The 22,755-nt window shown below is 33.2% G+C and carries 18 protein-coding genes; 14 read left to right on the top strand and 4 right to left on the bottom strand.

Annotated elements, in window-relative coordinates:
* Positions 1-103: 103 nt before the first annotated feature.
* Positions 104-3,154: a leucine-rich repeat protein gene (locus QL232_RS16780; protein ID WP_281615014.1), complete on the bottom strand. Its 3,051-nt coding sequence runs from the start codon at positions 3,152-3,154 to the stop codon at positions 104-106.
* A gap of 28 nt (positions 3,155-3,182) precedes the next feature.
* Positions 3,183-7,061, bottom strand: coding sequence for a leucine-rich repeat protein (locus QL232_RS16775; RefSeq protein ID WP_281615013.1), 3,879 nt, complete (start codon positions 7,059-7,061; stop codon positions 3,183-3,185).
* 248 nt (positions 7,062-7,309) lie between these two features.
* On the opposite strand from QL232_RS16775, the gene QL232_RS16770 reads away from it, so the two are divergent.
* From QL232_RS16770 to QL232_RS16730, 9 genes are all read left to right on the top strand, one after another.
* Positions 7,310-8,365 (top strand): patatin-like phospholipase family protein, encoded by a 1,056-nt coding sequence (locus QL232_RS16770; protein WP_281615012.1) that lies wholly within the window; start codon positions 7,310-7,312, stop codon positions 8,363-8,365.
* A 137-nt stretch (positions 8,366-8,502) separates the two neighbouring features.
* The gene (locus tag QL232_RS16765; RefSeq protein ID WP_281615011.1) at positions 8,503-9,420 is read left to right on the top strand and encodes a sterol desaturase family protein; all 918 of its coding nucleotides are present in this window, start codon (positions 8,503-8,505) and stop codon (positions 9,418-9,420) included.
* A 36-nt stretch (positions 9,421-9,456) separates the two neighbouring features.
* Entirely contained in the window at positions 9,457-10,680 is a 1,224-nt protein-coding gene (locus QL232_RS16760) for an MFS transporter (RefSeq protein ID WP_281615010.1), read from the top strand.
* Positions 10,681-10,847: 167 nt separating this feature from the next.
* The gene (locus QL232_RS16755; RefSeq protein ID WP_281615009.1) at positions 10,848-11,909 is read left to right on the top strand and encodes a hypothetical protein; all 1,062 of its coding nucleotides are present in this window, start codon (positions 10,848-10,850) and stop codon (positions 11,907-11,909) included.
* Positions 11,910-12,031: 122 nt separating this feature from the next.
* Positions 12,032-12,931 (top strand): hypothetical protein, encoded by a 900-nt coding sequence (locus QL232_RS16750; protein WP_281615008.1) that lies wholly within the window; start codon positions 12,032-12,034, stop codon positions 12,929-12,931.
* Between the two features lie 102 nt (positions 12,932-13,033).
* Positions 13,034-13,900: an AraC family transcriptional regulator gene (locus QL232_RS16745; RefSeq protein ID WP_281615007.1), complete on the top strand. Its 867-nt coding sequence runs from the start codon at positions 13,034-13,036 to the stop codon at positions 13,898-13,900.
* A 95-nt stretch (positions 13,901-13,995) separates the two neighbouring features.
* A complete protein-coding gene (locus QL232_RS16740; RefSeq protein ID WP_281615006.1) occupies positions 13,996-14,400 on the top strand; it encodes a DUF4345 domain-containing protein in 405 nt (134 codons plus the stop codon).
* Positions 14,401-14,436: 36 nt separating this feature from the next.
* A complete protein-coding gene (locus QL232_RS16735; protein WP_281615005.1) occupies positions 14,437-15,018 on the top strand; it encodes a Crp/Fnr family transcriptional regulator in 582 nt (193 codons plus the stop codon).
* A gap of 74 nt (positions 15,019-15,092) precedes the next feature.
* A complete protein-coding gene (locus tag QL232_RS16730; RefSeq protein ID WP_281615004.1) occupies positions 15,093-16,202 on the top strand; it encodes an SMP-30/gluconolactonase/LRE family protein in 1,110 nt (369 codons plus the stop codon).
* A gap of 44 nt (positions 16,203-16,246) precedes the next feature.
* Here the strand turns inward: QL232_RS16730 and QL232_RS16725 are convergent, their stop codons facing one another.
* Entirely contained in the window at positions 16,247-17,104 is an 858-nt protein-coding gene (locus QL232_RS16725) for an AraC family transcriptional regulator (protein ID WP_281615003.1), read from the bottom strand.
* A 209-nt stretch (positions 17,105-17,313) separates the two neighbouring features.
* On the opposite strand from QL232_RS16725, the gene QL232_RS16720 reads away from it, so the two are divergent.
* The 4 genes from QL232_RS16720 to QL232_RS16705 all read left to right on the top strand — a co-directional run bounded on the left by QL232_RS16720 (position 17,314) and on the right by QL232_RS16705 (position 20,309).
* On the top strand, positions 17,314-17,616 hold the full coding sequence (locus QL232_RS16720) for a DUF1330 domain-containing protein (protein WP_168885066.1): 303 nt from the start codon (positions 17,314-17,316) through the stop codon (positions 17,614-17,616).
* 64 nt (positions 17,617-17,680) lie between these two features.
* The gene (locus QL232_RS16715) at positions 17,681-18,478 is read left to right on the top strand and encodes an SDR family NAD(P)-dependent oxidoreductase (RefSeq protein WP_281615002.1); all 798 of its coding nucleotides are present in this window, start codon (positions 17,681-17,683) and stop codon (positions 18,476-18,478) included.
* On the top strand, positions 18,478-19,353 hold the full coding sequence (locus QL232_RS16710) for a radical SAM protein (RefSeq protein ID WP_281615001.1): 876 nt from the start codon (positions 18,478-18,480) through the stop codon (positions 19,351-19,353). Before QL232_RS16715 ends, QL232_RS16710 begins: the two co-directional genes overlap by 1 nt.
* A gap of 101 nt (positions 19,354-19,454) precedes the next feature.
* Complete coding sequence (locus tag QL232_RS16705; protein WP_281615000.1) at positions 19,455-20,309, top strand: DUF4437 domain-containing protein; 855 nt, start codon at positions 19,455-19,457, stop codon at positions 20,307-20,309.
* A 63-nt stretch (positions 20,310-20,372) separates the two neighbouring features.
* Here QL232_RS16705 and QL232_RS16700 read toward each other — a convergent pair whose 3' ends face one another.
* Entirely contained in the window at positions 20,373-21,815 is a 1,443-nt protein-coding gene (locus QL232_RS16700) for a glycoside hydrolase family 47 protein (RefSeq protein WP_281614999.1), read from the bottom strand.
* Between the two features lie 104 nt (positions 21,816-21,919).
* On the opposite strand from QL232_RS16700, the gene QL232_RS16695 reads away from it, so the two are divergent.
* Positions 21,920-22,750, top strand: coding sequence for an AraC family transcriptional regulator (locus QL232_RS16695; protein ID WP_281614998.1), 831 nt, complete (start codon positions 21,920-21,922; stop codon positions 22,748-22,750).
* Positions 22,751-22,755 lie beyond the last annotated feature (5 nt).

The raw sequence follows: 22,755 nt of genomic DNA, 5'->3' as shown, positions 1-22,755 counted from the left end.
ATAGATACGTCGGAGCTTTAAAAATTAGGAACATAAAAAAGGCTACCAAATAATAGTATGTATTATTGTTTGGCAGCCTTTTACAAAATGGACATTTATAAAGTTATTGTTTTATTAGCTTAAAGCTTTTTTCGTCTTCTCCAGAACCAATCTTCAGAATATACATACCTTTTGAACTTTGTATATTGATAGATGGAGAAACATTACCCTGTTGAATCAATTTACCATCTGTGGTAAATAAGAAATACTTTGCATTAGGAGGGTAGTTGATGACTTGTACGGTCTCTTGAAAAAGGGTAGGGAAAACGAGCATTTGATCAAGTTCATCTGTAGAAGTAATCACCTCGTCTTTATCTTTTTCCGAATAGCTTAGATCTGTAGTGTAATAAGAGAAAAGATTATAGACTTGGTATCCAGAATAGAACCTTTGATCACTCTTATCTTTCCACTCCACACTATTATAATAATCATCAGGATCTCGTGGTAGGTTGAAGTAAGTAAGGTCTGAATTTCCTGCAAAGGCCGAAGCTTGTATCATTCTAATTGAAAAAGGAAGCTTTAGATAAAATGGATTGAGCTGATTTTCAATAAATGCACCTTTTCCAATATGATGTAAGCCTTCTTGAAAGTTCAGATGGTCGATCTTATTGTTTTCAAATGCAAAATCTCCAATATATTTTAGATTGGAATCGAAGAACACTTCTTGAAGATCAAGTTGACCAAAGACACCTGATTCGTAAGGCTTGTCTGCAATTCCTTTGATTACTTCGCCATTAATCTGAGCAGGAATATCAATAATTTTTAAATCTCCATTATAAGAACAAGCTGTGATATACCCATCTTTTACAGTGATATCATTACTTGTTAGTTGATAGGCAATTTTTGCATAAAGTGGATAGTAGGTATACACTTGAGCACCTTCTTCAATTGCTGTTGAAGTTTGTGAATACCAATATTTAAATCCAGGATTAGAATTTTTGGGAACAGTATAATAAGAGAATTGATTACTTGAGAAGGCTCTTTCTCCAATATACATTATGCCTGAAGGTATTTCTATAGATGATAAATCATTTTCTTGAAATGCACTATTATGCAAAGAGTCCAATTCATCCGGCAAAGTAATTTCTGCAATTCTATTATTCATAAAGGCAGAAGTGCCAATCACTTTTACTTTTGAAGGAAGTGTTAAGTTCTGAATTGCATTATTTGTAAAAACACCATGTCCAATATATTCTAAATCAGAAGGTAACGTTACACCAACTAATCCTTTAGAAGATAAATCACAACGTATTCCTTTAATGGATTTGTTATCAATTTTATTTGGGAATTCTAGGTGTTTGTATTTTGAGAAATCGAGTTTTACATCAATAATATTCATCTCCTCATCGGTAATGATTTCATCTTCATCGATGATCTTTTTGAATATCACTGAGTATTTATCGTTGGTTTCTTTTGTGGTATTTGAAGTCAATTGGCTTTTTGTACTTTCATTGAACCACCCAATAAAATTAGGGTCATCTATTTTAGGGAAAGTAAGTGTGACATCTGGGTTTTCCGTAAATGCATATTCTCTAACAGTTCTAAGGCTATTTGGAAATGTTACTGTGTTCAATTTATTATACATAAATGATCTATAACCAATGTATTCCAATCCATCTGAAAATGTGATGTCTTGGATATTGTTAGAATAGAACGCTTCCTCATCAATATACTTTATGTTACCTGGTAGTGTTAAAGATGTCAATTCGTTAAAGGCAAATGTTTTAGCATATATAGTGTCTACTTGTGATGGTAGCTTTATGCTCGTCAGTTGATTACTATAAAATGCCTCACGACCAATATAATGTACTTGGTCAGGAATAGTAATTTCTTCCAATTGATTCCCTGAAAAAGCATTATCTCCAATATATTCTAAAGTTGCAGGGAGTTGTATCTTTTTTAGATGATAAAATCGTTGATTCGATTTTTTTGTTTCAATATAACGTAGAGTTTGCCCGTCTAAATTTTCATTTAAAATAATTTGAGAGACATTATCAGGATAACTAATTGATATTAAAGTATCATTACGAACAATCACATCATCGTCGGTTGGAGTATACTTGAACTTTGCAATGTAAGTATCATTGTAGTTGGTATAATGTACTGTTTCTCCTCCTTTATATTCTCCCCAATCAATAAAATTTTCATCATCAACTATAGGTAAAGTGATTTCTTTGAATTCTGCACCCCAAAATGCCTTTTTCTCGATTCGGATGACAGAGTTGGGAATATCCATCTTTTGTAAGTTGGGGTTATTACTAAGGCAACTTTCTCCAATCACTTGTAAACCATCATTGAATTCAAAGGTGACGAGTTTGTTGGTATAAAAAGAGGAGAACTCGATAGCAATAACATTTTTTGGAAGCTTAACTTCTGAGATGAGATTTTTGGCAAACTCATACCTACCAATCACTTCTAACTGTTTTGGAAATTGTATAGAAAAGATGTCTTTATCATAAAAACCAGTATTTCCACTATTATAGGCTTTAATACTTTTTACTGGATGATTTTGTAAGTATTCAGGAATGATAATATCCTTAAAATTGGGAGTAATTGTGAGCCCTACCAAGGTATCTTCTTCCATGATAACATCGTCATCTGTAAGGGTATAATATGATCGTTTGTATTTGGTACTAGTGAGGTTTTCTATTTTCTCCTCGCCAACATGAGTAATGCCAGTGTACGAATCGTACCATCCAATAAAATCTGGACTATCTGAAGTGGGATATACGGCCTCAAAATCAGGATTGTTGACAAATGCATACCTACCAATATATTCTAAACTCTCAGGTAAAACGACTGTTTTAAGGTTATTATTGATGAATGCATGATTGTAAATCATCTTGAGCGTAGATGGAAATTGGACTTCTTCTAAGCCTCTATTTTCAAATACATCATCGTCAATTCCAGTTACATATTGCCCATCTAGAAACTCAGGTATTATTATCTTTTTGTATTTATCATCAATGACGACACTTTTAATCACACCATCGACAACATAGGTAGAATTGCTTGTTAAAGTAAATGTATCGTCCTGTGCTTGTATTGAGGTAGTCATCAGTAGGACCATCCCCAAAATGCTACTTATTCTATTGAAATATTTTGTGATTACCATTCTAGTAATATTTAGTTCGTTTGCTTTATTAATTCTTGATTACTTTGAAAACCTCAATATTCTGATCAAGGATTAATTCAATAATATATACCCCTTTTTTGTAGTTTAAATCGATCTTATTATTTATTGGAGTGATCGTAATTTCATCCACTACTTTTCCTTCTACATTGAGTACTCTGCCTTTTGCTTCTTGTTCAAGATTTCTAATATAAACGGCATTGTTTGTAGGGTTTGGAAAAACTGAAAGTTGTGGTTGTTCTACATCAGGTAAATCGGTGGGTTTCTCGGGCTTTCCTTGTGGCCTGTCGCCTTTATATACCGCTAAGTAACTGACAAAAAAGTTATTCACCTCTTCGCCATTGTTGTATTTAACATTATCTCCACTCAGCCAATAATCAAAATCGCTATCTTTTGACATAGGAAGTTTAAAAGAGGTTAACTCTTTATTTCCATAAAATGCTCCCGCCTCTATTAGTTGGATATTGTTTGGAAGGTGTACGTTCTTCAATCCACTATTTTGGAAAGCACCGGCACCAATAGATAATAATGATTGAGGTAATTCTAGTGTATTGATATAATTATCCTTAAAGGCATTATCACCAATTGATATAATTCCTTCTTCTAGAATTAGGGTTCTAATACCGGCTTTATCTAAGACATCTGAACCTATACCTATTACATTTCTATTATTTAATTGTTTAGGAATATATAAATGCCAGAAATTTGAATTGCTGTAAGAGCTAACATGTGTGATAATTCCATCTTCTAAGGTAGCATCATTGCCACTTAAAGTATCTAAAAATAAGGCTTCAAAAGATACGTCTTCATTATTAACAACAGCATTGTTAGCATAAAATTGGCCTGAAGAATACCATTCTACAAAACCATCTTTTTGAATATTAGGTAATTTAAATGATGAGATATTATTTTCTGTAAAACATCCTACACCTATATATTCTAAAGAACTAGGTAGTTCTAATTGATTAATTTGATTTCGATGAAATGCATGATATCCCAAAGTCTTTAATTGGGCGTTTTCTTTCGGGAAATGTATTGCTGATATCTCATTATTTTCAAATGCATAACTTCCAATTTCATTTATACTTTTTGGAATAGTAATCGAAGCGATATCTCCATATTCGAAGGCATTGTTCCCAATTGTTTTTACACTTTCAGGAATAACAAGTGTCGTTAATTTCGAGTGTTTAAATGCATTATTATCAATGGTAATTAAAGAAGACGGTAGTTCAACCTCATAAGTGTTGGCATATTCAAAGGCATACTTCCCAATTTTTGTTATGCCTTCCTCGATAATAATTTTATAGGGTTTTGCCCCATTCATGATAGATCTACCATCATTACTTCCGATTTGGTAAATACTTTTATTACCTATTTTAAATGGGAATTTGATGTAAAGTTTGTCTTTTAAATCACTTGTTATTCTAATCAGTTGATTATTATTTAATTGTACATCACTCTCTTTTAAAGTGTATATATAAGCAGCAAATACTTCTTGGTGAGATCCATAATCATCTAAACGTAAGATATTATCTTTTAAGGCTTCTTCATTACCATGGTGCCAATTCATAAAATCTTCCTCAGATATTGCTGGTAGTTTTATCGATGTTAATTCATTACCACGGAAGGCAGAATGATTGATATACCGTATACTAGATGGTAAGTTGACATTTTGGAGTGCATTATCTTCAAAAGCATAATAGCCTATTTCTGTAATATTCTTACCAAAATTTACCGTGGTGAGGTTATTCCCCTCAAAGCACTTAGTTGGAATAACTTCCAATTGATCTGATAGTGTAACAGTAGTAAGATCATTATAAGAAAATGCGTCTTCTCCTAATTCATCGATATTAGATAGATCGATTTCTACTAGATTATTACCTTTATAAGCTTCACTTTGAATCGACTTCACTGAAGAAGGTAAATGCAATTGTGTTAATTGATTACCATAGAAAGCTTCAGAAGGAATTTCAGTGAATGAGTTTGTTTTAATGGATAAATCAGAGATCCTATTTCCTTTTAAAAATCCTTTTCCAACTCTTTTAATATTTTTTGGTATTTCAATCTTTTTGATGTAGTTGAATCCTAAACCATATTCATCTATAAATTCTAAGGTTTCAGGTAGTTTGATTGCCCTGATGTTTTTATGTCTTAGACCATCTTTTCCAATGCCAATGATCGTTTGACCTCTTATCACAGAAGGTAATTTTATGTGATAGGTTTTTATTTCACTGAGATAGAAATTTGTACCTGTAATTACCCCATCTCTTACGATAAAAAAGTCATCTAAAATAGATTTATAATATTGGGTATATCGTGACTCACCCGTTGTACTGATGACATCTCCAGGAGCGTTGAATTCATCACCTGCAGGATCATCCCAATAGAGGAAATCTTCTAAATTATCTGGCTGAGGTAAAGTGATTTCTTTTATATAATTCCCTTCAAAAGCATCATTGACTAAAGTATCTAATGTGGAAGGTAGCTGAACTTCTCTGATATTATTATAAGCAAATGCTTCATAATGAATCGATTCTAAACCTTCATTAAAGGTGACACTTTCAATATCATTATGGATGAAAGCCAAGTCATCTATTCGTTTTACAGAAGAAGGTATTGAAATTTGTTTGAGCTTATTACTATTAAAAGCACTTTCAAGAATTACTTCAACGCCTTCTTGGATAGTCAGTTGCTCCATACTATTTCTAGAAAATGATCCATAACCTATCACTTTCAGACTACCGGGAATCGAAATACTCTTTAGTTGGTTATTACTGAAACTATGTCTACCAATTGCCTTTATCTCTCCTAGGTCTAATTGTTGAAGCTGATTTTCATAGAAAGCAGATTTACCTACCTCCTCAATGCCATTTGCCAATGAAAGTTGATGTATGCAATTGTTATAAAAACTGTAGTCACCAATCTTTTGTAATGTGGGCGAGAACTGTAAATAGTGGATGTTTTTCTTATAAAATAAGCCATTCTTAGAACTTTCAGCACCTTGTAATTCAATAATATCTTGACCATCCAATTGAGAAGGAATAGTAATGTCATTGTATTTTTCGTCGTATTGAACTGAAGTGATACTACCTTGTTCTACTGTCACATCTTGGTCTTGTAGTGTATATTTTAAGATAGCAGTATACCCTTTGTCAAAATCAATAATTTTGTATCCTGAGTCTATTTCTTCTGTAGCAGAAGATAACCAATGTGTATAGGCAGGGTCAGAATTTTCTGGAAGGATAACAGAAGCATGTTCATTATCCGAAAAAGCCCCTTGTTTAAGGTATTGAATTGTACTTGGAAGCTGAATTACCGATAACTGATTTTCAGCAAACATATGAGTAGAAATCACTCTAACTTTTTCTTGTATTTCGAGTGTTTCGATCTCATTTTTTGCAAAAACAGAATCACCTACATCAATAGTAGAGTAGCCTAATGTGACTTTAGAAATGGCATTATTATTAAAAGAGGATGTACCTATAGCGGTAATATGATCTTCTAATGAAATTTCTTCGAGTTGATTATCTCTGAATGCTCCAATTCCAATTTTTTCTACAGACTCAGGCAATTGAATGCTTGAAAGTTGATTCTGCATAAAGGCATAATTACCAATATCTTTTAATGATGCAGGAAGTGTAACCTTTTGAATTCCTTTGTTATAGAAAACTCCTTGATTAGGAGTGTTATAAGATTCAATGCCTATAACTTCTTGTCCGTCTAAGGTAGATGGGATGATGATATTCGGATTCTCAAAAGAATAGGAACATAATTGAATGTAACCATTATATACGATTACGTCGTCATCATTTAAAGTGTAGTCGGTTTGAGCAAATAGATTACATGTAAGCAAGCTTACAGCAATAGTTGCTATTAATTTAGTGTACATAGAGTGCTTAAGTAAAGTTTCTACAAAAATAATAGAGAAGACGATAGCAATAAATGACTTTGACAAAGGATTCTTACATGATAATCTAATAGGCTGTTTGTCTGATAATTAAAATAGAGTTATTAAAGTATTTTTTACTAATTCTTTTACTTTTTTCACCAATCATTTAATTCAACATTGCCGACTTTTGTAACATCAATCAATAAACAACACACATTTACCTATTTATCACATTACATCTCATTATCATGTTTAAATCTATTCAATACGTAATAAGTGTTATTCTACCACTAGTAGCTTTTATCTCTTGTAGCCAAAAATTAGTGGTAACAGAGGAAAAGAATCCAGAAGGAACTGCTTTGGTAGTGATCGGTGCAGCATCCAGAATATCACAAGAAACAGCATTAATTGAGCGTCTTTATGAAGAAGGAGAGTTAGATAACCTTCAACTTGTAGCAGGTGTTAGTGCTGGAGCATTAAATGCAGTAATTATAGATGGAGTGAAAGAAGGACGTATATCATTTAAAGAAGTGAGGTCTATTTTATTCCAACTAAAAGAAGATGATATTTTTATCAATCCTGATCATCACCTTCCTGTTGATTTATCACCATTTGATTCTACTCTCAGAGCAGTATATGTAGAGACTATGGGTTATTCTTCAATAAAGGAGATTCAGTTACCGACTATTATTTCTACTGTGGATAAAAAAAGGGGGCAACTCGTCAGAATCACAAATATTGATGGCTTTAGAATGAATGATCAGGTCACTACTAACTTGGTGGAAGCATTGAAGGCAACAAGTGCGATGCCTCATGTTTTTCCTCATACTATTATTAATGATAGAAAGTATATTGATGGAGGAACGAAAGAAGATATTCCAATTGAAGCAGTGTTAGAGTACGAACGTTTTAGGAATCAAGATTTCGAAAAAATTATAGTGATTGGCATACAAAGAAATAAGACGACAAATTGGGAAACGGAAATGGACCTTCTAGAAATGAGAGGGTTAGAAGCTGATGTCCTAAAGAATATGTTGGAAGGCATGCACTATAATATGGATAAAAAGGATGTTCTAAAAGAAAAAATGACCACTTTTTACAAACAGCATACAAAAGAGTTAACGGATAGAATTTTTATTTACACACCTAATATTAAAGGGTTTAAGTATGTCCCCATTGTCGGTTTTAATGACCAAGAATATCAATATAAAACGGTATATCAATGGTCAAAGACAAACCATCCGATTCAATTGAAACACTATTTAGATGGTTTTAAGAAGGTGAGTCGTTTACACTCGAAATAACATTATAATACAATAATGGTTTTATAGCTAAAGGAATTACTATTCAACATAGAAGGTAATTGAATGAGTTATTTTCTTGGTTTTAAATATTTTGTACAAATTTTGCTATAAAGTATTTAGCCAATTCGACCTAAACCATGACGACATTAGAATACATCCAACAACTCTCTCAGGACAAATTATTATATTTTGCATTACCAATTTTTATTTTTGCAATAATCGTAGAATATCAAATTGCGAAAGAACACTATCTGAAAAAAGATACTTATGTGTCTTTAACAATGATGGTATTTTCTGCAATTGTAGAATTTGTACCTAAAGTAATCGCATTTATCGCTTTTGTTTATTTATATCAGCTAAGTCCATTGAAAGACATTGTACAACGACAATGGTGGGCTTGGGTAATTTTATTCTTTGCTGATGATTTCTCCTATTATTGGTTTCACCGTCTTAATCATGAATTGCGAATTTTTTGGGCAGGGCATGTCACTCATCATTCGTCAGAATACATGAATTTTGGAACTGCATTAAGACAAGGTGTAGGAGAAAGGGTACATAAATTCTTCTTTTGGGTTTGGATTCCATTGTTAGGGTTCGATCCTTTGATGATATTTACCATGATGGGAATCAGTTTGATTTATCAGTTTTGGGTACATACCGAAATGGTAGATAAGTTACCTCAATGGTTTGAATTTCTTTTTAATACGCCTTCACATCATCGAGTACATCATGCATCAAATATTCGCTATTTAGATTGTAATCATGCCGGTATACTAATTATTTGGGATAGACTTTTTGGTACTTTTGCAGAAGAACAAAAAGAGGTCGAAAAGCCTGTTTATGGATTAACTGTGAATATAGAAACCTATCAACCACTTGAGGTCGCTACTCATGAATATGCGGCAATATGGAAAGATATTCAAAGAGCCGATAAATGGTCAGATAAACTTAAATATCTGTTCAAATCACCTGGGTGGAGCCATGATGGGGAAGATAAAAGGGCTAAAACACTTAGAAAACAACAAGAAAAGAAAACAGAAATACTATCCAATTAGTTTACATTAACTGTACTCATTCAAGAACTATAACTTATGAACTCTAAAAAATACATTCTTCACATTATTGTTATTGCTCAGTTTTTATGCACATCATTATGGTTTGCAAGTAATGCTGTGATGCCTGAATTGATCAATAGTTTTTCATTGGAGAATAATGTTTTGAGTTATCTCACTTCCTCTGTTCAACTTGGTTTTATCATTGGAACACTTGTATTTGCACTTCTTTCAATTGCCGATCGTTTTTCTCCTGTCCAGGTATTTTTTGCCTGTGGGGTACTCGGAGCAGTGTTTAATGGAGGCATGACATGGGCTGGAAATACCTTAGAAACGCTAGTTGTATTAAGGTTTCTGACTGGATTTTTTCTTGCAGGAATATATCCTGTAGGGATGAAAATCGCGGCGGACTATTATAAACAGGGGCTAGGAAAATCATTAGGTTTTTTGGTAGGGGCTTTGGTGTTAGGAACGGCATTACCTCATTTGCTTAAAGGAGCTAAAGGAGATCTACCTTGGGAATTCGTGATTATGACGACTTCCTTATTGGCAGTCATAGGGGGAGGTTCTATGTATCTTTTTGTAGGAGATGGTCCGTATAGGACATCAAGCCAAAAGTTACAATTAAGTGCAATTTCTCAAGTATTTAAGAATAAAGAATTCAGAAAGTCTGCTTTTGGATATTTTGGACATATGTGGGAATTATATACGTTCTGGGCTTTGGTTCCTGCTATGCTTCAAGCCTATAATTTGATGCACCCTCAGGTGACTATCAATATACCTGTTTATTCATTTTTAGTTATTGGAATTGGTAGTTTAGCCTGCATTTTATCTGGGTATTTATCCTTACGTTTTAAGGTGAGAAAAGTGGCACTACTGGCATTGTTATTTTCAGGGTTTTGTTGTCTGATTTCTCCAATGATGTTTACCGTAGGATCTTTTCTGACCTTCTTTTTATTTTTATTGTTTTGGGGGATGACTGTAATTGCAGATTCTCCTTTATTCTCTACTATTGTAGCCCAAACGGCACCACCTGCATTAAAAGGTACTGCTTTAACGATCGTCAACTGTATTGGCTTTTTGATTACCATTATTAGTATCCAATGTATTCAATATTTAAGTGAAAATACAGATTCAATGCAATACTTAATAGGTTTAGTAATTGGGCCTGTACTTGGACTCATCGCTTTGATTGATCGTAGTGAGGAAGTACAAACGAATAGGATCAGTAAAAGTGGCAAGTCGACCATCACAGGAAATTAGATATTGGTGTATACAATCGATTACTTCCCAATTGTATTAATTTTATAGTCTATTTTAAATCTTTTTTAATAAGTCTTTACCTCAAAGAGAAAAGTAGGAGCAAAATTTATTATCCACAATATCTTTAGTAGATTTGCAGTCTTAAAAATATTGGTAAAGTTAATTTAATGGGAAAAGTTAGTCAATTATCTAAATATATAGCTGTCGAATTCGAATCTAGAGAGGGTGTTAGCAAGATGCTAGAATATATGGTATCTGGGTGGACAGACTTCCAAGGTCAAGATAAAGAAGAATCTACAGTATTAGAAACTGCAAACGATCAAATTCTTGAGTTTATTCGTAAAGTTGCTGCAAAGCCAGTTCAGGAGGGTAACGAGGAAGACGGAGTGATCGGCAGTAACGTACTTACTTTACTACAAAAAATAAGTGATAGGATTAATAAGCAATACGATTTGACATTAAATCCTTACTTCAAGAAAAAATCAATCACAAGCGACCAAGATAAGAAGATGGTAATCCAAGATATTACGAATCTACTTATTTTAATGGATGTTCTTTTAATGCACCACGACATTGAAGAACTAGACGAAAGTGATAACATTTCTAAGAAGATCTTTTTGGACGGAAAGATTGATCAGAAGCCATTTGGTATTAAGAATTTCTTAGTAAAAACAATTGGTAAATTCTTAGTGTTGGCTAACAACAATATCATTGAATATGATAATACAGAATTAGATGCTAAGTTATTTGAGTACAAGAAACAATTCTTTGCAAGAGTAATGTTCTTTGTATTTAATGTAAGTTGGTTACCAAAAGAAAGAACGTATAAAAATACATTAGTTTTAAACTTACTTCAAAGTTTAGAACTTGGCGATGAGGCGGATGACTACGGTGATATTATGACACAAGTGTTGTCTTATACTCAAACAGTGAAAAACCTTAACCCTAGTATTGTTAGAGAATGTACTATGTTCCATGAATATACATTACCGCAGTACTTGGAGTGGAAACAGTTAGAGGTTAAAGATAGAACTTTTAAACCTTTAGGAGAGGTAGAAGAATACCATATCTTGTTTGCTAAGAAGTTAGGTTTCTTTACTGTGGATACTATTCAAAGTAATGGTAATAGTGACATCGTTAGAGCAGGTTATCCATTAGTAAATGGACACTTTGTTTGGGAAAATGTACCAATGGGCGATAAGACAAGAAAGAAGGTAATTTACCAATAGGAATTACTTTTAAAAATAGATAAACCGTTGAAATTCATTGTCAAGAATGTTATTTCAACGGTTTTTTTGTTTGTAGTAGTGTTTTGGGTATACTTGTATATAGCAAACTATATTTTTTTATTATGAACTTCTATTTATCCAGATCACTATACCTACTGGTGATCTTATTCTTTGTGACTACAGTTAGTACTTTAGCAAATGATATTTTAGCATTAAAAAGCGGTAATTTCATTGCAATTTCAACTTGTAATGTAAAAAAGGATGGTACAGTAAATTTCACAACCATTGGTGGAGAACGAAAATTTATCAATTACAAAGAGGTAGATTATTATTTTTCATCTAGTAGTAATAGAAACTATCATTTTGTAAGTATTAAAGACAAAGTCAAAAAAGTGTATCTATTGTATAAAAGTAAATTCAATATTTACTATACTATAAGTACACATGTTAATGGTCAAAATTCATACACTACTACATATTATTATATTGGTGATGATGTAGAAGCAGAAGCTATTTCTTCAACAGGCCTCCAATTTGGTGATAAGCAAAAAACGATAGATTTATTCGAAAAGTATTTAGGCGATGATCCTATATCTGTAAGTGAGCTAAATGCTCCAGGTTTCACCCGTTCTTGGCATTCTAGTGTGAAACAAATCATTATGTCTTATATGGAAAGAAACCCTGCGCCAGAGTTAAAGACGGCAAAAAAGGAAGCTTTAATAACTGTTTTTGCAAAGAAGGTAAACGGAGAATGTAAAATCACATTTAATGGAGAAGAGGTAAAAGTCGATAAATCATTTAGACTGGAGTTAAGGGTACCAAATGATTATACATCAATCTTGACAGTGGGAACCAATAAATATTTCCTAAGTGTTTCAAAATTATATCCTGAATATTATGAGTTGAAATCAAGAGAAAGTGGTTGGATCTTAAAATATAAAGGAGGTCCAAGCAGTGCTAAACTTAAAGCTGAAAAATATCCATTAATCACTCCCTTCCAAAAAGAAGAAGTAGTGAATTAAATTTCAAATAAAAAAAGAGGTGGAAATAATACTACCTCTTTTTTATTTTCTAATACTCTGATACCATTATATTAGCATATACTCCAAAATATATATATAGGAATGACCACTGATATTATTGAAGTAAATGATTTTATTGTAATGATTGACAGTACTGATAGTAAGGAAGCAGAACTATTTAACTGTCAGTTTGAGGATGATATAATAGGTATTACATTCTATAATTCAGGGCATGTTGATATACATGCTTTTGATGATAGGGAAAACAAAAACAGTACAATATTGAAGAGTAGGAAAGGAAAGTGCATTTCTTTTTATGGTCAACAAGGAGTAAAGTTTTCACATAATATATCTCAAAAAGAACCATTACAGAGTGTTAGTATTTTTTCGACGAAAGACAACTTACTGAAGCTATCAAATAATGAGAAAGCCTTGTATGAACTCCATTTAAGTGAGCTATTACAAACGTCCGATTGGTTTAAAAGTGGACCAGAAGTAAGGCTTACACCAGAAATGCAATTAACGATATCAAAGATATTTTCTAATTCATTTCAAGGATATAGTCGTTTACTTTTCATGAAAAGTCAGGTGCTTGAATTGCTATCACATTATTTCTCAAAGCTAGAACAAACAGAGAATACTGTTATGGATGAGCATGAGTTACAGAAACTCTACAAAGCGAAGGAGATCATGGAGAATAATATTCATACGCCACCGACATTAAATGAATTGTCGAAATTGATAGGTATGAATAATAATAAACTGAAAAAGAACTTTAAGCAAATTTTTGGAATGCCTGTCTTTAAGTACCTTCAAATTCAAAGATTACAAAAAGCTTATCAATTACTTCAGAATCAGGAGTCAACAGTACAAGAAGCAGCCTGGCAGGTTGGTTATGAAAGTATAAGTTCATTCTCTCATACGTTCTTCAAGCAATATGGTTTTCGTCCATCAAAATTTTCGAAATAATTCTTTTGCAACAAATCAAAAACCTTTTGAGACAACTAGTAGGAAGCCTAGTAAAGTACCTTTGAAGTATCATTAAACTAAAAAAGTAATTTACTATGAACATCTCAAAATCATCTTCAATCTTATTATTTCTATCTGGTATCATTGGTTTATATGTAGGGGGAAGTCTTGTATTTTTTCCTGAATGGTTACAAGTACAATCAGGTATTTTTCTAGATAATAACCCAAGTCATTTTAGTGAGACCCGAGCACCTGGAACAGCGATACTTTCTGCCTCTATTTTTATTCTTGTAGCTGTTTTCAAAAATGAATATAGAAAATTAGCATTGGGCTTAACTACTCTCTTTTTTTTATCGTATGGGCTTGGACGTTTGCTAAGTTTATTTCTAGATGGAATGCCTGCTGAAGGGTTGTTTTATGCTATGATAGGAGAAATTGCCATTGGATTGAGTGCATTAATTCTATGGAAGAAATCGGAGAATTTTCAGATAAAAAGTTAGTTTTGTAAGATCTCCATTTAAGCTATTTTTTTCACTATGGAACTTCTAAAACAATACTTTAATAAAATTTCTCCATTGTCAGAAAATACATGGAAAGAATTGGCTCCACTTTTCAAACAAAAGCGTTTGGAAGACCATGATTTTTTTGTGGAAGAAGATAAGTTAGCCAAAGAGATTGCCTTTTTAGAAACAGGAGTAGTGAGAGCTTTCTTTACCAATAGTGAAGCAAAAGAGTACAATAAGCAGTTTTTTGTAGGCCCAAGTATTATTGGCGCCTACACCTCTTTATTAACCGGTAAAAGAAACCGAATACCTCAACAAGCATTGACAAACTGTGTCATATGGACAGCTAAGTTTTCAGATTTGGAACGCCTATTTGCTAAGTATCATGATTTTGAACGTTTAGGAAGAAAAATTGCCGAGCACTATTTCTTAGAGAAAGAAGAAAAAGAATTAGAGATGGCATTGATGAATGCGACAGAAAGGTACCTTCTCTTTAGAAAACGATTTCCAAATCTTGAGCAACTCATCCCACAATACCACATCGCTTCTTACCTTGGAGTTTCCGCAACACAATTGAGCCGACTAAGAAGTAAACTTCAAAACCTGGAGAGATAATACTTTATTTACCTATGTAAACGAGATTTGGTGATCTGCTTTGGACCTTTGTTATAAACAATATTAAAAACACTATGACAAAGTTTAATCAATACCATCTCGTTCTTTTAATCCTTACTAATCTATCCTTTTCGTTTCTTTCTTCTTGCAGTTTAAAGCCAGTGGCTTGGACACCTCCAGAGAAGCCAACCATGATTGATGAATTGGCTTTTAACGACAAACTTCAGACTTCTAATAAATTAGAATTAAAAGGTGGGTTTGGCCCCGAAGACATCACTTTTGATTCAATAGGTAATATGTATTGTGGTGTGCATAAAGGAGCGAAAGATTTTAGTGACGGTAAGATTTTAAAAATCTCTCCCAAGGGAAAGGTAGAAACGTTTTATGAAGCAGGTTCTTGGGTCGCTGGGCTTCATTTTGATACAAATGGAAATCTAATTGCTCTTTCTCATCGTCAGGGATTAATCAGTATTTCACCTGATCAACAAGTGAAAGTTTTGGCAAAAAAAGATGAAAAGGGAAGGCCTTTTCTGATTCCGAATGGGTTGGATATAGCATCGAATGGTAAAATCTATTTTTCAAATACCTCCTACGATCAGAAATATGATATTCAGTATGGAAGGAAATTAATTATGGAGTTAAACCCTAATGGCGGATTATATGAATACAATCCTGAAACAGAAGAAGTGACCACATTAATAGATGGGACTTTTTTTGGCAATGGGGTCGTATTATCTCAAAACGAAGACTTTCTGCTCATGACGGAAACTACGAAATACAGAGTATTACGCTATTGGCTAAAAGGTGATAAAAAAGGAAGTACTGAGGTTTTAATGGAAAATTTACCCGGCTTTCCCAATGGAATATCTATCCGGAAGGATGGTACCTTCTGGTTAGGGTTCTCCACAAGAAGAAATGATGCATTAGATGATATTCACCCGAAACCCTTTCTTAAAAAAGTAGTCTACGGTTTACCTGAAATGATGCAACCGAAGCAAGAGAAATTTGGAATGGTCCTAAATATTAATGATCAAGGAGAGATCTTATCTTCTTTATTTGATACAACAGGAGAAACGATACCAGAAGCTGGAGCTGTAAAAGAACATCAAGGTAAGTTGTATATAGGAGGAGATGTCGTCCCGTATATCAGTACCTACTCATTAGAAACCGATGTTATCAATTAATCAATAAATCCTGCGATAGAGTGAAATTACTTCTATCGTGGGTATTATATATCACAAGCTACTCTTCCAGAGTGTTTGAACTCTTTAACCGTCATTCCATACGTTTTTTTAAATGCCTTAGAAAGGTGGCTACTATCCGTAAAGTTTAATTGCCAGGCAATTTCTTTTAGGCTTAAATCAGTATGAAGTACCTTGGTTTCTACAATTCTTAGTTTAGATTTCAAGATATAATCCACCAAACTCACACCTGCCTGCTTCTTGAAATATTCAGAGAAATACGATTTTGAGATGCCAAATTTCTCACTTAATGCTGTTAGTTTTATTGAATCTTGATCCAATAAATTGGTATTGATGTATCGAAGTATTTCACCAAAACGACTGTCCGTTTCATTGGCTTTATTTACATATCGATTTTCAATACTTCTGGCTAAAATATTTAATATAGAAGCAATAGCTCCTGTAATTATTGAATCAGAATAATTGTCTGCTCTAAGGTATTCTTGATAGATACACTTTATATTATTGATAATGAACTGTCTTTCGTTTTCAGTGGCAATAATATCTCCCGGTATTTTATTGTAATTCGCTATTACGTAGGCAATTTTATCAAACCAAGCATTGTAATTGGTAAGGTTGTCTTTTTGTATAAAATAGTGATCTGTAAATCTGATAAAATAAAACTTTGTTGGTGTATGTATTTTAAATGAATGACAATCTAGAGGAGGTAAGAAAAAGATATTTCCTTCTTTATATTCAAATTCATGTTCATTGATACACTGTCTTCCGGTACCTTTTTCTACATATACAATTTCAAAGAAATTATTCTTATAAGGTCGTTTCGTCCAGTTATCCATTTCCTCAATATGGATTTCTAATAACTTATTGATTGATTCTGTTCTCATGGTATATATATAGGTATTTTTGTTTGTTATACATTACAAATATATGGTTTGATGAAGTTAACTACCTTGTTTTACTTCTTTTTTTACAAATAAACCAATATTGATACAATTCATTCCAACATTGGTACAATAGATCTGATAGATAGGTATACTAATTTTGTAATATCAACGAAAGGGAAATCATTTTAATCACTTCAACTTTAATTACTATGTCTTACTACTCAGTTTTAGATGTTACTCCAACAACAGAAAAATGGATTGCAGATTATTTAGAACCTGCAAATAGATTGGTTGCTAAGCACGGTGGAAAATACCTTGCAAGAACAGCAACACATGAGCAGATTGAAGGTGAAAAGCAAAATGCAGGATTACGAATTATTATTGAATGGCCTTCAAAAGAAGCAGCAGAAAATTTTATGGCAGATCCAGGCTATGTTCCCCATTTAAAAGAAAGAACAGCAGGTTCAATAAGCCATCACTATTTAATTGCCGCACAAGATGATCTTGCTTAAATAAAATTTTTATTGATGGGAGACCAATCACTCGGTTTCTCATCACCCATTATCCATATCAATCATGAAAAAAAATATTCTAATTACAGGTAGTACAGATGGCATTGGTAAAAGCACCGCTTTCAAATTAGCCAAGGAAGGGCATACGTTATATTTACATGGAAGAAATAGTAATAGATTAAATCAACTTATTGATACTATAAAAGAAGAGACAAACAATAATAATATATATGGATTTGTTGCTGACTTTGCAGATTTAAGTGATGTAAAAAGAATGTCTGATGAAGTACAAAAAGAGGTGAAATATTTGGATGTACTTATCAATAATGCGGGAGTATTTAATAGTCCTATTTCTTATTCGAAACAAGGATATGACATTAGATATGCGGTTAATTATCTAGCTCCTTATTTATTGACAAGAGAATTATTACCACTGCTTAATTTAGGACATCAATCAAGAATAATCAACTTAAGTTCTGCAGCACAATCGGAAGTTTCTTATGATGTGATGATGGGGAAACAGCCTTCAAATGCAAATGCATCTTACGCTCAGAGTAAATTGGCTTTAACGATGTGGAGCTATTATTTAGCTCACCAATTGGAAGGAATAACTGTAATTTCTGTTAACCCAGGATCATTATTAAACACAAAAATGGCTTTGGAAGCTTATGGTCAGCATTGGTCACCTGTAGATAAAGGGGCAAACATTCTATATGATTTAGCCTTATCAGAAAATCATGCTGCTCATAATGGTGACTATTTTGATAATGATGCTGGAAGATACGCTAAAGCACATCCAGATACGTATAATGAAAGCGCTGTTAAACAGCTTATAGATGTTACAAATAAAATACTACATTAATGAACTACACTGGACCTGTATATAGACCGCCTTACGAAGGCAATACATTATTACTACAAGTAACAGTAGGTTGTGCTCATAACGACTGTTCTTTTTGTACAATGTATAGAGATGTAAAATTTTCTGTCGCAAAAACAGAGGATATAGAAAGTGATTTACAAGAAGCTCAACGTTTATATCCACATGTTAAAAGAATATTTTTAGTAAATGGTGATGCTTTTGTTTTGTCTGCAAAAAGATTAAAAGCTATTGCAGAAAGAATACATCATTACTTACCAGAGGTAGAGGTTATCACAATGTATGCTTCTATCAATAACATCATGCATAAAACAGACGAAGAGTTAAAAGAGTTGGCTGAAATAGGTATCGGTGATCTTTGGATAGGAGTGGAAACAGGTTTGGAGGATGCCCTTGATTATATGAATAAAGGTGCCTCTTTGGCCGATACTGAAGAACAATTAGAACGCTTAAATAAGGCGGGCATGACTTTCTTCTACGGATTTATGTTTGGTGCAGCAGGTAAGGGTCGCGGGATAGAAAATGCGGAGGCCAATGCTAGGTTAATCAATAAAGTGAAACCTTTGGGTATAGTTCCAACAACATTAAATGCTAATGAAGGTACTAAATTATCGTTTGATGTAATGAATGGAGATTATGAAATGGCGACTGAGAAGGAGGTACTTGAAGAACAAATCAAAACAATAGAATTGATTGAAACAGCAACTTATTATATGGGAATACATGCGATCAACTCAGTAAGTTTTGATGCTAAGCTACCACAAGATAAGAATGCAGCCATCAATAAATTAAATTATGTACTGAATACAACAGATGCTGCAAGATTAAATAGTGTGCCTGTTAGACATAGAATATAAACTTAATAAAACAGCAAATTTTTGTGAATTGGGTGAATCATTATCATTTTAATTCACAAATTTGCTGTTAACTATTTCATAGAAACTTATTTATTAACTCAATGAAGAAAACATTATCTGTCGCTATACTTCCAATATTATTTTTCTTTGCTTGTCAACAGACCACCGATAAAGCAATTGATGATTGGGATATCAAGAATCCAACAAATAAAGTGATGCTCACAAAAGATGTGCAATGGGAGCAATTGAATCCAGCAAGAGGAGATAAAAGTCCATTGGCCGGAACACTTTGGGGAGATAGAAAAGCGGATGTTGCTACTGGATATTTAGGCAAATTTGTCGATGGTTTTTCATCACCACCACACATTCATAATGTGACATATCGAGCAATTGTAATAAAAGGGAGCATTCATAATGATGATCCTAATGCAGAAAAAATGTGGATGAAACCGGGTAGTTTCTGGACACAACCTAAAGGTGAAGCACATATCACAGCAGCAAAAGGTGAAGAGAATATTGCTTATATAGAAATCGACCAAGGACCTTATTTGGTAAAACCTACTGATCAGGCATATGACAACGGAGAGCGACCAATAAATGTCGATGTTTCTAATATTGTATGGCTAGGGAGTGATAAATCAAAATGGATAGCCAAAGACAGTAAAGTTCAATTGAGTTATCTGTGGGAAAGTAAAAATGAAAAGGACTTAAAGGGACTTTTTGTTAAACTTCCTGTTGGATATAAAGGAACTATAAAAAGTACCGGCGAGGTGATGTATTCTGTAGTAATTGATGGAGGAATAGCCTATACTTTACCTCAGAATAATAAAGTAGAAAAGCTTGATGAAGGAAGTTGTTTTTCTGCAAGCAGTAAGGCAATTCACACTATTGAAAATACCGAAAGTCAAGAAGCAGTACTTTATATCAGAACGAATGGAACACTAGAAATACAATAGGAAGATTTATAGATAACAAAGGCTTGGTATTGATTTTAATATCCAAGCCTTTGTTATTTTAGATTATTTTATTCCATGGTGGTTGCCTTTCCAACCTTTATCCCATGTATTAAATAGTGGGTGAGCTTCGGTGTTTAAAACATATTTTTCAAAATCAAAAACATCGTCGTCAGCAAAGAATAAGAAACAATATTTCATAGTTTCCGCAAAGAAGAAACTTTCTAATGTATCCCATTTCTCTTTTGTTCTTACGTCCTTTAATTGAACATAACCATTATCCACTTGACAATACTTTTCAATGCTTTCAAACATCTTTTTTCCCTGCTCATAATACGTTTTATTACCAGTTGCTTTCCAAACATAATAGGTAGATTCGATAGCTTCCGGACGCATCATGTAATACTCAGCTCCTTTGTAGAAAGGTTGCATGGTGGTATAATCTATAGCTTCAGGTTCAATATCATTTAAAAACCACATTTTATTAATCGAAGCTTGTAGTTTCTCTGCTCTTTCGATATCACCTTCTAAAACATAACATCCATTCCAGAAACAGTCCAATGCACCAAAACGAGTACTGATTCTTTCGCCTGTATTCATATCTGCCCATCCAATCCAGAATTCACCTTCCACAGAAGTTTCATCAACAAGGTATTTATTTACAGCATCTCTAGAGACCTCGTACATCTCTAAGAAATCTTTATCACCAAATAACAAATATCCTTTTAGTAGGTATTCATAGTAAGCATCAATTCCACCAGAAATATGTGCTCTAGTGTCGGCCCATTCACCGGTATCCTGATCGATCCACGAACCTTGTAATCCTGTTTTACCTCTTCTTTCAAAAGAAGCTACAATACCTCTTTTACATAAGTCGTAATATTTTGAATCGCCTGTTAGTTTTGATAACATGCCGTATTCCAACATCATGGATCCTATTTCACAAGGGTTAGTACCTTGTCCGCTAGTTGCTCCAGTACGAAGGTTAACCAAGCGGTAAGGAATACCTGTTGGAGATTCGAATACTGGTAACATTCTATCAGCAAGATTTACAGCTAAATCTAAGAACCTTTGATCACCATCTAGTTGATAGGCAGAGATTAAACCTCCTAAGATCCTGATAGCAATCTCGAATTGCTGTACTTCTAAGTCTTTATCAAAATTTAATTCGCTAAATATAAGTTCTTTTGCTTCTGACATTTCTTTTTCAAGTCCCATAAGATACATGGTAGAAAAAGCATCAACAGGTGTCATCAATAAGGATTCTGCATACCAATTGTGTCCTTTTTCAGAAATAGGATTAACAGCGTCTAATCCTTTCGAATATTTCATATAAGCATCCCAACCTTTAATAAAAGCTGTTTTGACTCTTTCTTGATATTCCTTTTTTTCTTTTTTGCTGATTTTATCTTTGGCTAAGCTAACTTGTGGTAGTAGTAAACAGGTAAATAGTATAGCAGTAGCCAAGCTAGTTGCTAGACATTGAGTGAAGGATAAGTTTCTATTCATTTCTTTGGTTAATTATTAATTGTAGATTTAATTTATGATTACATGTATGGGAGTAACCCCTATTTATTTAACCTAATCACCGTTATTGATTTAATCATATGTCTGTGAGAAAATTTTTATTCGAAACTTTTGCTTTATCTTCTACAGATGTATTTCACCTTGCCAGTACGAGTATTAATAATCATGATGATTTAAATCCACATGACCACGATTATTTTGAATTTTTTATCGTCTCGGATGGGGAGGGAATTCATAAAATCAATAACAAAGAATTATCTATTCAGAAAGGGGAAGCTTGTTTTATTCGACCGCATGATGTACATACATTTAAGAAGACATCTAAGGAGGAATTAGTGATTACAAACTTGGCCATCAAAGCAGACCTTTTACCTTTTTACAAGGAACGATACTTTACATCACCTCAATTGTGTTATTGGAATGATGAACAGATACCATTGCATGTAGTATTTACAGATGATGAACTTCAGTCTATTTTAGGTTACTTGGATCAAATGGTGTCGAAAGAAAATAACCTTCTAACACTAGATACTTTTGTACTTCATCTCTTTTCCTTATTGAAAGATTATTCGATTCAAGATGGTCATTTACCGTCTTGGTTAAATTATTCTTTGAAAGAATTTAGATCCCCACAATATCTGAAAACCGGAATCAATGGCTTTATCGCACTATCCCAACGATCGGGAGATCATGTCAATAGAGTGGTGAAAAAAAGTATGCAGAAAACGTTGACAGAATTGGTGAATGATGAGCGATTACTTTATACCGCTAATCAGCTTGCGATGACCAATGCTCCTATTAAGAGTATTTATACCAATGCAGGTTTCGAGAACCATAGCTACTTCTTTCGAATTTTTAAAAAGAAGTACGGTATCACTCCCCAACAGTACAGAAGTAAGAATCATAAAGTCATTTGATTATT

This window comes from Flammeovirga sp. SubArs3 (genome assembly GCF_947387565.1).
In the GTDB taxonomy this organism is placed as follows: Bacteria; Bacteroidota; Bacteroidia; order Cytophagales; family Flammeovirgaceae; genus Flammeovirga; species Flammeovirga agarivorans.
This window is presented reverse-complemented; position numbering and strand designations above follow the sequence as displayed.